This is a genomic window from Bacillus sp. ISL-35, from assembly GCF_018613355.1.
GTDB lineage: Bacteria > Bacillota > Bacilli > Bacillales > Cytobacillaceae > Mesobacillus.
In genome coordinates, this window is the sequence record NZ_JAGGQK010000023.1 from 24,446 (window position 1) to 37,968 (window position 13,523).

A 13,523-nucleotide genomic window follows, 5' to 3' on the forward strand; every position below is an offset into this window, starting at 1 on the left:
TCCTGAAGTGAATTCTTTTGCGAGATTTCAAGTTAAATCGGCCTAATTCGGATAATTTCAACAAAAAATATGAATTTAATAGTCAAAAAATGTCGTTTACATGGTAATATAATTACATTATACACGCAATTAACGTTCGTTTTTACATAGAAGGTTTTCAGACTTGTAATATGTGAGGCCAGGGGGATAATAATGGAGTACATAATTGGCGGTATTGCGATACTAATCATTCTTTTTTTAATCGGCTATTTTATGAAACGGAAATATTACAGTGAGGTCGATCGCTATGAATCGTGGAAAATCGATATCATGAACCGTCCTGTACTGGATGAAATGTCAAAAGTTAAGCAGTTGAACATGACCGGGCAAACAGAAGAGCTTTTTGAGCGCTGGCGCCAGGAGTGGGATGAGCTTGTCACTTCCAAGCTTCCGGGCATTGAGGATTATCTGTTTGACGCGGAGGAGTATATCGATAAGTACAGGTTCAAGAAGGCGAAGGAATCTCTGGCAGTCATTGACCGAAAGCTGACTGAAACAGAAGATAAGATCAAGAAGATTCTCGGCGAACTGAATGAACTTGTAGGAAGTGAAGAAAAGAACCGCGAGGAAATCGATGGCCTGAAAGAGCAATATCGGGAGAATAAGAAAAACCTTCTCACCCATCGCCATAGCTATGGAACTGCAGAAGCCAGCCTCGAGGCAGTGCTTGAAGAGATTCAGGCCAAGTTCATCGAGTTTGACGAGAAGACTGAGAACGGAAATTATCTTGAAGCAAGGGAAACGGTTCTGTCCATCCAGTCATTGCTAGATCAGGTTTCAACGAAAATGGAATCCATTCCTGCCCTTCTGCATGATTGCCAGTCGGCCATCCCTGCCCAGGTCAGCGATCTGAAAGACGGTATCAGAGAAATGAAGGAACAGGGCTATGTGTTGGATCATCTGAATGCGGATAGTGAAATCGAGGAAATCAGCAATGAATTGGCGAAATATCTTGGCTCTCTTGAAAAAGGTGATGTCGAGAATGCCGAACAGGGCATCCGCGGTTTGAAGGAGCGGCTCGAAAAACTGTTCGACATGCTTGAAGAGGAAGTTCTGGCTAAACAATATATTACAAACACGGAACATGTTGCAAAAGAAGTACTTGTGAAAGCCATCACTGAAAACAAGACACTCAAGGAAGAAACAAAGCATATCCAGGAAAGTTATCATCTGACTGAAAAAGAGCTTTCAGCACAAACCCATGTTGAGCAGCAGCTCAAGGGCCTGCTGAAGCGCTTTGAACTGATCGATCATAGAATCACGGAAAACGATACAGCACAAAGCATGATCAAATTGGAGCTTCAAGAAGCGAAAGAACAGCTTGATCAGCTGGTCGAAGAGCAAAAAGAATTGATGGAAAAGCTAAGTGCCCTGAGAAAGGATGAATTGGCAGCACGTGATAAAGTAAGGGGGCTTTCTAAAAAGATCACCGAACTGATCCGTACTGTTTCCAAAAGCAATATGCCTGGCCTCTCACAGGAATATAAGTACCTGATGGAAGATGCGCATGAAAGCATCAAGCAGGTCAATGAAAAGCTTGATGAAAAACCGCTGGATATTCCTGCTGTCCAGCAATATCTTGAAATTGCCGTCCTGACAGTGGAAAAGCTGGAAACCTCGACTGAGGAAATCGTCGAGACAGTCATGCTGGCTGAACGTGTCATCCAGTATGGCAACAGATACCGCAGCCGTTACCCATCTGTCGAAAGAGGGTTGCGTGAAGCGGAGGAGCATTTCCGGAATTACGATTACCGCGAAGCACTTGAACAGGCAGCTACTTCCATTGAAGAAGTGGATCCAGGTGCAATGAAGAAAATTGAGCATATGATCTTCAATAAACAGTGATAAAACATGGTCTCCGGCTGGAGGCCTGTTTTTTTGGAGGGCTCTTTTCTCAAACGTTGTTGCGATTGAATACAAAAAAGGAATGAACTCGCTGTATTCCTTCGTAAGATAGACGCTTCTTATGAGAAAAGAGTATGGAAACTCCATAACGACCTCCAAAATAGGTATATATTACGTTGAAATCGGCTTTAGGATTTTAACAACAATCTTTACGAAAACAGCCTTTTGGATGCAGAATTTTAGAATTTTTCATCATTTCTCATTGAAATGTTATTATGATATGATTTTTAGTTAGCAAGGTCTTGGAGCAAGGGGGAATACTGATGATCTATCTTGACAACAGCGCAACGACCAAACCATATAAACAAGTATTGGATTCATTTATAAAAGTCTCAGAGGATTTCTATGGAAACCCATCCTCTCTCCATAAAATCGGCGGGCAGGCAGAAAAGCTGCTGCAGCAGGCAAGGTCCCAGGTGGCCAGGCTGCTGAAGGTCAAAGAGACGGAAATCCTCTTCACCTCAGGAGGAACAGAGAGCAATAACCTTGCCATTAAGGGAATTGCGATGGCTCACCGGGAGAGGGGCAGGCATATCATCACCTCAAGCATCGAACATGCATCTGTCCATAACGCCATGGTACAGCTTGAATCGCTCGGTTATGAAATAACCTATGTGAAACCAGATTCCAGCGGTATTGTCAGTGCGGATTCAATCCAGAAGGAACTTCGGGAGGATACAATCCTTGTGTCTGTCATGCATGTCAATAATGAAGTCGGCACAATCCAGCCAATCGAGGAAATCGGTATGGTATTGAAAAAGTACCCAAAGGCATTTTTTCATGTTGATTTCGTCCAGGGAATAGGGAAGGTGCCATTGGACATTTACAATTCCGGTGTCCATTTAGCGACGATTTCCGGACATAAATTCCACGGGCTGAAAGGGACGGGTGCCCTGTTTATAAAAGAAGGAGTCCGGCTGTCTCCGTTATTATCCGGCGGCAATCAGGAATGGAAGCAGCGGAGCGGAACCGAAAACGTCGCCGGAATGGTAGCCATGGCAAAAGCGCTCAGGATGACGATTGAACTACGTACAGAAAAGCTGAATCAAATGAAGTCAGCGATGGAAAGATTAAGAAATGGCCTCAGCCAAATCAAGGAAATTACCATTCACACTCCGGAGGAAAACAGCGCTCCCCATATCCTGAATTTTTCGATCAGCGGATTGAAGGCCGAAACATTCGTTCATGCCCTAGAAGAGAAGGATATTTATGTTTCGACAACAAGCGCCTGCTCCTCGAAGAAAAAGGCTGCCAGCAAGACGCTGGTGGAAATGGGAGTTCCGGTCGCTGAAGCGGAAAGTGCGATCAGAATCAGCCTGACATACAGCAATACAGCAGAAGAAGCGGAAATAGCGGCAAAAGCAATTGCCGAGACTGTAAAACATTTAAGCGAGGTTATCAAGAAATGATGTATGACCGTATATTGGTTCGTTATGGTGAAATATCGACCAAAGGAAGAAACAGAAATAAATTCATTGACCGCCTAAGAAAAAATATCAAAAGGGCATTGAGCGACTATCCCAACGCGGTCATCAAAGCGGAACGCGACAGGATGTTCATCCTGCTAAATGGTGAGGACAGCGACGGGATTGGGAAGAAGCTCAAGGAAATATTCGGCATCCAGTCCTTCAGCCCGGCCGTTAAAGTGGACAAAGACCTTGAAAAAATGAAGGATGCTGCTCTGGAGCTCTTCAGAAAAATCCACCAGCCAGGACAGACCTTTAAAATATCCGCCAAACGATCTGATAAGACTTTCGAATTGGACACGAACGGAATCAACTCAGAATTCGGCGGCCATATACTGAGGAATATGGAAGGCTTGAAAGTTGATGTGAGGAATCCTGATATCAACCTTCAGATTGAAATCAGAAAAGAAGCAGCGTATATCTCAGCGGAAACGATCAAGGGGGCAGGAGGGCTGCCTGCTGCGTCCGGAGGTAAAGGGATGCTGATGCTTTCCGGCGGGATTGACAGCCCGGTTGCCGGCTACCTGACGATGAAGCGAGGCCTTGAAGTGGAAGGGGTCCATTTTTTCAGTCCTCCTTTCACAAGTGAACGCGCCAAGCAAAAGGTAATCGACCTTTCTGAGAAGCTTGCCGAGGTAAACGGCCATTTTGCGCTTCATATCGTGCCCTTCACTGAAATTCAGCAGGCCATTCACAAGCAAATACCGGAAAACTATACCATGACCACAACAAGACGACTGATGCTGCGTATAACAGACGCCATCAGGGAAAAGCAGGGAGGACTCGCCATCATAACCGGCGAAAGTCTCGGACAGGTTGCCTCCCAGACGCTTGAAAGCATGTATGCCATCAACGAAGTGACAACGACGCCGATCATCCGCCCGTTAATCACAATGGATAAGCTGCAGATCATGGATATCGCCCATGAAATCGATACCCATGACATATCAATCCGCCCATACGAAGATTGCTGCACGGTCTTTGTCCCTTCATCGCCGAAAACAAAGCCAAAGCTGGATAAAGTCCAGAACTTTGAGAGCTTCTTCGACTTTGAAGAACTGATCCAGAAAGCCGTGGAAGGAACAGAGCGGGTCATCGTCAAACCGGCTTCTGAAAGAGAAGATAATCCGGTGGATGACCTATTCTAATTTGTTAAGAAATTGTGAACAATTACCAATTAAAGTTTTGAATTAAGCCATGTGTTTCTACACACTCTATACTCACAAGGAGGTGAAACACATGGCAAACAACAACAGCTCAAATCAACTTCTAGTACCTGGAGTGGCTCAAGCTCTTGACCAAATGAAGTACGAAATCGCTTCTGAATTTGGTGTACAGCTTGGCGGAGAAACTACTTCTCGCGCTAACGGTTCAGTAGGAGGAGAGATCACTAAGCGTTTGGTTCAAATGGCTGAACAACAACTTGGTGGCGGATTCTCTCGCTAATCAAAAAAAGAATAATATGGCTACAAAGAGCAGGGCGAATGCCCTGCTCTTTTTGTTATGGAAAATTATTTCAGAATAACATTGTCGTATAATTTTAAATTTTTTGAATAATTTAGTATAATGGATTGTGGGGATATGAAAGCTTGTTTTCTCATTCAGAGACAAGCCAAAAATAATGATTAGGGGGAAGAGTATGAACAGGGAACAATTGATTGCACCACAAAAGTATAATCTTGTATCAGAAATGGAACGATTCGCCCAGGACCCGGCAAGGAAAGCGATCCTCTGGGAAAATGAAGCAGGAAGTGCGAAAGAAATTACATACCAGACGCTTCTTAAAAACGCCAATAAAATTGGAAACGTTTTCTTGGGAAATGGTTTGGCCAAGGGGGATGTAGTCCTTGTTGTCGTCCCAAGACTAATTGAAGCATATCAGGTTTATATTGCCTCGCTGAAAATGGGTCTTGTAGTCATTCCAAGTTCCGAAATGCTGAGAAAAAAAGATTTTCAATACAGAATTAACCATGGTGATGTAAAAGCCATCGTAAGCTATGCTCCTTTTACCGGTGAGTTCGATGGAATAGACGAAGTGGAAAAGCTGCCTAAATTCATCATTGGAGGAGAAAAGGAAGGCTGGATTCAACTTGATAAAGAAATGGAAGCTGCTTCCGAAGACCTTCACCTTGCCGACACCGAACGTGATGACATGGCATTCCTGAGCTATACTTCCGGCACGACGGGCAATCCGAAAGGTGTTGTCCATACACATGGATGGGCGTACGCTCATTTACGGACAGCGGCAACAAATTGGCTGGGCATAGAGGATGGAGACACTGTCTGGGCTACTGCCGGTCCTGGCTGGCAAAAATGGATCTGGAGTCCGTTCCTTTCCGTCATGGGAACCGGAGCTACCGGCCTCGTATATCAGGGCAAATTCGAGCCGCAAAAATACTTATCGCTTTTGCAAAAGTATCATGTGAATGTTCTTTGCTGCACACCAACTGAATACAGGCTGATGGCCAAAGTCGAGAATATTGGTGATTACAGTTTGCCTGGACTTCACAGCGCGGTATCCGCAGGAGAACCGCTGAACCGTGAAGTAATCGACACATTCAGGAAGCATTTTAATGTTGATGTGCGCGACGGCTATGGCCAGACAGAAAACACACTGCTTGTCGGCGTAACAAAGGGCATGGAGTTAAAGCCTGGATCAATGGGCAAACCTACACCTGGAAACCGGGTTGACATTATCAATGAGAACGGCGAACCATGTGCACCGGGTGAAGTTGGTGATATCGCTGTCCATATAGAAACTCCCGCTTTATTCAAGAACTATTACAAGGATCCAGAGCGGACAGCCATGCAGTTCCGCGGCGATTATTATGTAACAGGCGATAAAGCGAGCAAGGATGAAGAAGGATATTTCTGGTTTGAAGGCCGCGGCGATGACATCATCATCAGTTCAGGCTATACGATTGGACCTTTCGAAGTCGAGGATGCACTCGTTAAGCATCCATATGTAAAAGAGTGCGCCGTTGTCGCGTCACCTGACGAAATCCGCGGACACATCGTCAAGGCTTTTGTCGTCCTGCGTGACGGTGTCAGCCCCGAACAGGAAAATCTAGTTGCTGACCTGCAGCAGCACGTCAAGGAATTGACCGCACCATATAAGTATCCAAGGAAAATCGAGTTCCTTGAAGAACTCCCAAAAACAACTTCTGGTAAAATCCGCCGCATCGAGCTGCGCAAGAAAGAATTAGAAGGCGCTAAATAAAAGAAGGCAAAAGGAGCAGGCCAACTGGTCTGCTTTTTTGTTGTTTAGGAAATTATAAAAGTATTTTTGTGTGGTACTAAATATGGGAGTCTTAATCCAGCTCCAGCGCCTAGCCCCTCGAGACGCATGGCTAGTGTCGCCTCCTAGAAACTCCGAAACTTCAACTCCGCCCGCAGAAGCAAAAAACGCTTCTTTGTCGGAGTCTCCAGTTTCTGCGTTTCTGGGCAGTCGGCTATACTTTTCGATTTCGGTCCTGCCAATGAAGTCAAAGAACGACTTCACTGTCAGGCCCTCCAGCGCTTGTCGGGGCTGAACAAGGCGCTTGCGCTTTTTGTTCTTGGCCCATTTCAAATTTTACTTTTAAGCAGAGCGATGCGTGACACATCAAAACTTGGGTATATTTTTAATAGGAAAGGGTGAAAGAATATGAAAATCGAAATAAAAGAGGCGGCATTGGAAGAGTTAAAAAAAGTCCAATTTGGTGATGGTGAAGGAATAAGAATATTGGCAGAGTTTGTTGGCACCTGTTCCATCGCGACAGATATCCAGCTGCAAATCGAAGGAAAGCAGCCAGATGATGAGGTGATTTCAGCAGCCGGTATCGATTTTTTCGTTCCGAAGAAATCAGTTGAGTCCCTTCCGGGTAAAATTTTTTTGGATTTCAAGCAGGGGCTGGGCTATAAGATTTCTTCCCCGGAAGAAACATTTGGCTACAACTTTAAATTGAACCCGCGAACAGAGGGATAACCCTGCCTTTAAATATATTGTCTTTTATTGGTTCAAAAAAATGATTGTCAGCCCGAAGCATCCCCCTTATAATTGATATTATTTCGAGTCTAGAAAGATTAGGGGGATGTTCGGATGAATAACAGGACCGAACAACAGGCTGGCGTCTGGTACGCAGCCTTTTCATATATTCTGTGGGGAATCCTGCCGGTTTATTGGAAGCTATTGCAGCATGTGAATGCGGATGAAATCCTTGCAAACCGTGTATTTTGGTCATTTTTCGTTGTTGCCTTCATATTGCTCCTGAATAAAAAATGGAGTCTTTTTACAGGGACCCTGCGCGGGCTTTCGCAAAACAAAAAACAGCTGGCGGCACTGACAATCGCGTCAATCCTGATCAGCATCAACTGGTTCATCTATATTTGGGCAGTCAATAGTGATCAAATGATCGAGGCAAGCCTCGGTTATTATATCAATCCGCTTGTCAGTGTACTTTTAGGAATGGTTTTCCTCAAGGAAAGACTGACTGTGCCGCAGTACCTATCATTTCTCCTTGCGGCTATCGGTGTGTTGATTATGACAATTTCTTACGGGAAATTCCCGTGGATCGCTTTATCACTGGCCATTTCATTTGGCCTGTACGGCCTGGCAAAGAAATTGATCAAGGTGGACTCTTCGGTCGGCCTAGCCCTGGAGACGCTGGTCGTGATGCCTCTTTCAGCGATTTACATTGGCTATCTGGTTTTCCAGGGAAGTAATTCGCTGTTCTCAGGTTCATGGACAACAACTTTGCTGCTTGCTGGTGCAGGAGCGGCAACGGCAGTTCCTTTGCTGTTTTTTGCGAAAGGTGCACAAAGAATCCCACTCGCTACTCTTGGGATCCTGCAATATATCGCACCAACTTTGACACTTATTTTAGGGGTGTTCGTTTATCACGAAACATTTTCGGCGGTCCATCTGCTTGCCTTTACCTTTATCTGGTCGGCACTGATCCTGTACTCATTGTCACGGACTAAACTGGCAGCTGCCCTGACGCTCAAGTGGAAAAAAGAAAAAGGAATGCATATGTAAAGGCTGTTTTCGTAAAGATTGTTGTTAAAATCCTAAAGCCGATTTTAACGTGATAATAGCCATTTTGTAGGTCGGTACTAAGTTTGCAAGCTCTTTTCTCATAATAGTCGTGAATTGTGTGAACAATCTTAGGTAATTCAATTCTATTTTGTAGCCAATAGCAACAAAGTTTGAGAAAAGAGCCTATGTAAAAGAAGAGAGCTGCGGAGATCCGCAGCTCTTTCTTAATAGGCTCATATATCTTACAAAAACGTCCTCTTCACTTTTTCCCAGAAAGAATTGTCCTTGAGCTTGATTGTCTTGATGAATTTATTGCTCAATTTCACATCGAATTTTTCAACATGCTGGATGCTCAGCGCTTCGTTATCCATCCCCATGATTGGATAATCATTGCCGTCCTGGGCAACCTTGAAGGTAAGCTTGCGGTCGCCGCTCAGAATGAAGGATGAGCCGAGTGTGCGGTAATGATTATTATTCACAGAGGCAAGCTCGCTCACCTGCATGCACGGCAACAGCGGGTCGACAACTGCTCCGTTCACGGACTTGTTATAGGCGGTGCTCCCTGTTGGGGTTGCGACGATCATTCCGTCACCACGGAAGGTTTCAAAATGCTTGTCATCGATGAATACATCCATCACGAAAGCCTTTATGATCGCGGAACGGACGCTGAACTCGTTCAGGCATTCAAACGATGTTTCTCCGTCGATGGTTACCTCGATTGTCGGGTAGCGCCTAACTTCAATTTCTGAATTTGTGGTGGCCTGAATCATTTTATCAGTGTCTTCAAGATGGAAATCACAGTACATATTGAGGGAGCCAGTGACTGATATACCTGCATACAGGCAGTCATCGCGGAAGCCAGTTTTCCTTACTGCCTGCAAAAAGGTGCCATCGTCGCCAATGCTGACAATGATATTTGCATTCTTGTGGTCAGTGACGATATTGAAGCCATACTTGCGGGCTAGTTCATAGAGTGGCTCTACTTTTTCCAGCATAGTTGTGTCTGGTGTATGGTGAAAGTAAATATTACGGCGATCTGGCATTGCTGATTCCTCCAAACATTATGTATTTCTTCCATATTTTTACCCACATTAAAAAACTTTTGCTAAAATAAAGGTTATTGACATTAGTTTATCATTTTTTCATAAGGTTTTGAAAGTACAAGCAATTTTCAAGGGGGATTCAAAATGAATGGTAAAAGGTGGGCGGCATTAGGAATAGCCGCTGGTTTATTTGTTGCTTCAATTGTGATTAATCTTCTATCAACATTCGCATTCAGCGACGCGGAAAATGCGCTTGAAGATATGTTCGCAGTGTCGGAAGAAATGTTTGCTGAAGAAGTCATCGAAGAGGGTGACGTGATGAGTAAAATTGCGGTATTGTCCATTAACGGAGTCATCCAGGACACGGGGGATGCGCAATCGTTCTTTGAAAGCCCGCTGTATAATCATCGGGTATTCATGGAACAGCTTGATTATGTAAAAGAATCGGATGATGTCAAAGCCATTATCCTCCAGGTGAACTCTCCAGGCGGAGGCGTCGTGGAAAGTGCAGAAATCCATGACAAGATCAAGGAAATCCAGAAAGAAACGAAAAAGCCGATTTATGTATCGATGGGGTCAATGGCAGCATCGGGTGGATATTATGTATCTGCGCCTGCCGATAAAATCTTTGCCAGTCCCGAAACACTGACCGGCTCACTTGGTGTCATCATGCAAGGCGTGAATTATGCAGGGCTTGCAGAAAAGTACGGTGTCGAATTCACGACAATCAAGAGCGGCCCATACAAGGACATCATGAGCCCGACAAGGCCAATGACAGATGAAGAACGTGAAATCCTTCAGTCCATGATCAACAACTCTTATGAAGGATTTGTCAAAGTGATCTCTGAAGGGCGCGGCATGTCTGTCGAGCAGGTCAAAAAAATTGCCGATGGCCGCATCTATGATGGACGCCAGGCCAAGCAGCTGAACTTGATCGATGGATTCGGCTATTTGGAAGATGTCATTGCCAACGTCAGGAAAGATAATAAGCTTGGGGATGCGACCGTTGTAAAGTATACGGAAAGCATGGGCTTCGGTTCGTTTTTCAGCATGGGAGCGCAGAAAATCATGGGGAAAGACGCAGAAATGGCAGGCCTGATGAAACTACTGTCCCAGCCTAATTCTCCACGTCTAATGTACTTATACGCAGAATAAGGGGGGACAAAAAATGAATTCCAAAGAATTTGATAAAGATGAAACGAAAGATTCAGCTGAATTCGAACGGAATGATGTTCAAGAAGATCCTGGCGGCAACCTGGCTGATGCTGATCGTTCAATCCCGACAGACGGTGAACGATTAGATCAAGAACAAGACAGGGTCCTGACAAACGCTGATCGGTTAAGTTATAGAGGACATGAGAGCGTTGCGACAGATGCTGATCGGTTAAATGAAAGAGAACATGAGAGCGTTATGACAGATGCTGATCGGTTAAATAATAAAGAACTTGAAACCATTCCACCCGAAGGCGGCAGTACTCGCTATACAGGACCTGAAAAATCGACACCCCAGGCTGATTATGCATATGCGGTTCATGATGAACTAGGCAGGCCTGCTGCAGAGAATCATTTATTCGCGGGCCAATATGCCGGATTCTGGACGCGTTTCTGGGCCTATTTGCTGGATTTGATTGTCATTGGCAGTATTAACAGGTTAATCATCAATCCTGTTTTCCGGGCATTGGATATCCCATTGCTGGAGGAAGGGATCTTTTCACCAATGACCATTGCCACGGCTGTTGTATTCTATTTGTATTTTGTATTGATGACAAAATACCTCGGCCAGACTCTAGGGAAAATGGTGTTTGGATTGAAAGTGGTGGAACTGGACGGAAAAAGCCTGACATGGGGTACTGTCATTTTCCGCGAGTGGATCGGCCGCTTCATTTCGGCGACCATTTTGGTACTGTATGTTGTCGTTGCTTTTACAAACAAGAAACAAGGATTGCATGACCTGTTCGCAGATACCACTGTAATATATGAACCACGCTAAAATGAACCTGCTGCGGCAGGTTTATTTTTTTGCCTTTTTGTTGATAATAATAGGCTGAAAGGTTGTGGAGGATGATGAAATGGGTGCTGCTTGCCATACTGCTTTTAACAGTACTGGGCATTATAATCCTTTTTACTAGAGTGAAGGTATTTTTGGATTATTTCCACGGCAATGATAATGATCATCTAAAAGTGACTTTAAAAGCCTGGGGTGGACTCATAAAATATAAGATTGACGTCCCAGTCATAAAAATTGATGACAATACCCCGTCTATCGTTGCCGAGAAAAAAACGGAAACAGGTCCTGATGAAACCGTTAAAAAAGATGAAACCACTCAAGTAGACAAAAATGATGTACTGAACAGCATCCATGATATAAGGCAATTCCTTACACATATTGCCGGCTTCCACAAAATCATCAGGGGATTTCTGAAGAAAGTAACAATCCGCAATATAGAATGGCATACAATGGTTGGCGTGGGTGACGCAGCAGCCACGGCGGTGATCACAGGCGCTTTTTGGGCAGCCAAGGGCGGTGTGGTCGGGATTATGAGCCAGTATATGAAACTAAAAGATATGCCGGTCATGACAATCACGCCAAGCTTCCAGCAAACCATTTCAATTACTAGTTTTAAATGTATGTTTCAAGTGAGAGTCGGGCATGCTATTTTAGCAGGAATAAAGCTGGTTAAATATTGGAAAGGCGGCTGGCCTGAATTCAAATCAAAGCAATTGTCCGCACTTTCCGGTGACAATACTAATTCTGTCTAAAATAAGGAGGAAACAGGAATGTCCGACCATCCAATTCAAGGACTAATGACAACTGCCATGGAAAGTTTAAAAGAAATGATTGATGTCAACACAATCATTGGAGACCCTGTAGAAACACCGGATGGAAGTGTAATCCTGACCGTTTCAAAGGTGGGTTTCGGATTTGCGGCAGGAGGCAGTGAATTCGTTTTAGAAAGTTCAAAGGGAGGATCCGGAGGCTCAGGCGGGTCTGGGGGCTCTGGTGGCTCAGGAGGACAGTCAGGAGGTCCGCAGCATCCATTCGGCGGCGGTAGCGGCGGAGGGGTATCCATTACGCCAATCGCATTCCTGATCGTGAGTTCAAGAGGCGTAAAGATGCTCCACCTTGATGAAAGCACGCATCTTTACGAGAAGATTCTTGATCTGGCGCCGCAAGCAGTGGAAAAAATCCAGCAAATGATGTCCAAGAAAGACCAGGGCAATCAGGAAGGCAGCCAGAACAAGAGCCAAAATCAAAACGACTACAACGGACCAAAAACTGACCTTGAGTTCTAAGACCACGCTGCCTTTTCATAGTGAAGAGGCAGCTTGCTTTTGTCAGGAGTATTGGCAGTGGCGACAGCAGTGCATTTTAAAATAATTGCAAAAAAATTCTTTAAAAGATATATTAACACTGTACATAAATTGGACAAGGAGGATGAGCAGGTATGGCATCTATTACATTCAAGGGAAATCCAGTTACATTATTAGGAAACGAAGTAAAGGTTGGGGACCAGGCACCAGATTTCAAAGTGCTTGCAAACGATCTTTCTGAAGTGACTCTCCAGGATTCAAAAGGACAAGTTCGACTAATCAGTGTGGTACCATCACTTGATACAGGCGTTTGTGACGCACAGACACGCCGTTTCAACGAGGAAGCTGCGAACCTTGATAACGTCAAGATTCTTACAGTAAGCGTCGACCTTCCATTCGCCCAAAAGCGCTGGTGCGGAGCAGCTGGAATCGAAAACGTCCAGACTCTATCAGACCACCGCGAGCTTTCATTCGGTGAAGCATATGGAGTAGCAATCAAGGAACTTCGCCTGCTGGCTCGCGCGGTATTTGTTGTTGACTCAAACGACAAAGTAACATACGTTGAGTATGTAAGCGAAGCAACAGACCACCCGAACTACGAAGCAGCAGTAGAAGCTGCTAAACAAGCAAACTAAAACAACCAACCACCATGGAACAAGCCGCAGAATAAAACTGCGGCTTGTTTTGCTATTCTGGTTGGACAAACGGAATGGTTTATTTGGGAAAAGTGTCCGATAGAAG

The 13,523-nt window shown here is 44.7% G+C and carries 13 protein-coding genes; 12 read left to right on the plus strand and 1 reads right to left on the minus strand.

The genetic code is table 11. The annotated features are described in order from the left end of the window. The first annotated feature begins 192 nt into the window (after positions 1–192). The 7 genes from ezrA to rarD all read left to right on the plus strand — a co-directional run bounded on the left by ezrA (position 193) and on the right by rarD (position 8,427). The gene (ezrA, locus tag J7E38_RS21825) at positions 193–1,884 is read left to right on the plus strand and encodes a septation ring formation regulator EzrA (protein WP_214708321.1); all 1,692 of its coding nucleotides are present in this window, start codon (positions 193–195) and stop codon (positions 1,882–1,884) included. Between the two features lie 323 nt (positions 1,885–2,207). Then, entirely contained in the window at positions 2,208–3,353 is a 1,146-nt protein-coding gene (locus J7E38_RS21830; RefSeq protein ID WP_214708319.1) for a cysteine desulfurase family protein, read from the plus strand. Further along, positions 3,350–4,558, plus strand: a complete 1,209-nt coding sequence (thiI, locus tag J7E38_RS21835; RefSeq protein ID WP_214708317.1) for a tRNA uracil 4-sulfurtransferase ThiI — start codon at positions 3,350–3,352, stop codon at positions 4,556–4,558. The genes J7E38_RS21830 and thiI overlap by 4 nt, the downstream gene beginning before the upstream one ends. Before the next feature lie 91 nt (positions 4,559–4,649). Further along, positions 4,650–4,856 (plus strand): alpha/beta-type small acid-soluble spore protein, encoded by a 207-nt coding sequence (locus J7E38_RS21840; protein WP_214708315.1) that lies wholly within the window; start codon positions 4,650–4,652, stop codon positions 4,854–4,856. A gap of 193 nt (positions 4,857–5,049) precedes the next feature. Next, positions 5,050–6,630 (plus strand): acyl-CoA synthetase MbcS, encoded by a 1,581-nt coding sequence (mbcS, locus tag J7E38_RS21845; protein ID WP_214708313.1) that lies wholly within the window; start codon positions 5,050–5,052, stop codon positions 6,628–6,630. Positions 6,631–7,056: 426 nt separating this feature from the next. Further along, positions 7,057–7,377, plus strand: a complete 321-nt coding sequence (locus J7E38_RS21850) for an iron-sulfur cluster biosynthesis family protein (protein ID WP_214708311.1) — start codon at positions 7,057–7,059, stop codon at positions 7,375–7,377. 114 nt (positions 7,378–7,491) lie between these two features. Further along, positions 7,492–8,427 carry an EamA family transporter RarD gene (gene rarD / locus J7E38_RS21855; protein WP_214708309.1) on the plus strand — a complete coding sequence of 312 codons (936 nt, stop codon included), beginning with the start codon at positions 7,492–7,494 and terminating at the stop codon, positions 8,425–8,427. 242 nt (positions 8,428–8,669) lie between these two features. On the opposite strand, the gene J7E38_RS21860 is transcribed toward rarD, so the two are convergent. Further along, the gene (locus tag J7E38_RS21860) at positions 8,670–9,470 is read right to left on the minus strand and encodes an NAD kinase (RefSeq protein ID WP_214708307.1); all 801 of its coding nucleotides are present in this window, start codon (positions 9,468–9,470) and stop codon (positions 8,670–8,672) included. 144 nt (positions 9,471–9,614) lie between these two features. Here J7E38_RS21860 and sppA point away from each other — a divergent pair, with 144 nt between their 5' ends. The 5 genes from sppA (at position 9,615) to tpx (ending at position 13,417) form a co-directional block, all read left to right on the plus strand. After that, on the plus strand, positions 9,615–10,625 hold the full coding sequence (sppA, locus tag J7E38_RS21865) for a signal peptide peptidase SppA (protein WP_214708305.1): 1,011 nt from the start codon (positions 9,615–9,617) through the stop codon (positions 10,623–10,625). A gap of 298 nt (positions 10,626–10,923) precedes the next feature. Next, positions 10,924–11,460: an RDD family protein gene (locus J7E38_RS21870; RefSeq protein WP_483297188.1), complete on the plus strand. Its 537-nt coding sequence runs from the start codon at positions 10,924–10,926 to the stop codon at positions 11,458–11,460. 71 nt (positions 11,461–11,531) lie between these two features. Beyond that, positions 11,532–12,230, plus strand: coding sequence for a DUF2953 domain-containing protein (locus J7E38_RS21875; RefSeq protein WP_214708301.1), 699 nt, complete (start codon positions 11,532–11,534; stop codon positions 12,228–12,230). An 18-nt stretch (positions 12,231–12,248) separates the two neighbouring features. Beyond that, positions 12,249–12,764: a GerW family sporulation protein gene (ytfJ, locus tag J7E38_RS21880; protein WP_214708299.1), complete on the plus strand. Its 516-nt coding sequence runs from the start codon at positions 12,249–12,251 to the stop codon at positions 12,762–12,764. Between the two features lie 152 nt (positions 12,765–12,916). Then, a complete protein-coding gene (tpx, locus tag J7E38_RS21885; RefSeq protein ID WP_214708296.1) occupies positions 12,917–13,417 on the plus strand; it encodes a thiol peroxidase in 501 nt (166 codons plus the stop codon). Positions 13,418–13,523 lie beyond the last annotated feature (106 nt).

Coding starts and splice junctions, on each gene's coding strand:
- J7E38_RS21860 (WP_214708307.1), bottom strand. CDS start 9,470: ATGCCAGATCGCCGTAATATTTACTTTCACCATACACCAGACACAACT.
- rarD (WP_214708309.1), top strand. CDS start 7,492: ATGAATAACAGGACCGAACAACAGGCTGGCGTCTGGTACGCAGCCTTT.
- J7E38_RS21875 (WP_214708301.1), top strand. CDS start 11,532: ATGATGAAATGGGTGCTGCTTGCCATACTGCTTTTAACAGTACTGGGC.
- mbcS (WP_214708313.1), top strand. CDS start 5,050: ATGAACAGGGAACAATTGATTGCACCACAAAAGTATAATCTTGTATCA.
- ezrA (WP_214708321.1), top strand. CDS start 193: ATGGAGTACATAATTGGCGGTATTGCGATACTAATCATTCTTTTTTTA.
- J7E38_RS21830 (WP_214708319.1), top strand. CDS start 2,208: ATGATCTATCTTGACAACAGCGCAACGACCAAACCATATAAACAAGTA.
- sppA (WP_214708305.1), top strand. CDS start 9,615: ATGAATGGTAAAAGGTGGGCGGCATTAGGAATAGCCGCTGGTTTATTT.
- thiI (WP_214708317.1), top strand. CDS start 3,350: ATGATGTATGACCGTATATTGGTTCGTTATGGTGAAATATCGACCAAA.
- J7E38_RS21840 (WP_214708315.1), top strand. CDS start 4,650: ATGGCAAACAACAACAGCTCAAATCAACTTCTAGTACCTGGAGTGGCT.
- tpx (WP_214708296.1), top strand. CDS start 12,917: ATGGCATCTATTACATTCAAGGGAAATCCAGTTACATTATTAGGAAAC.
- J7E38_RS21850 (WP_214708311.1), top strand. CDS start 7,057: ATGAAAATCGAAATAAAAGAGGCGGCATTGGAAGAGTTAAAAAAAGTC.
- ytfJ (WP_214708299.1), top strand. CDS start 12,249: ATGTCCGACCATCCAATTCAAGGACTAATGACAACTGCCATGGAAAGT.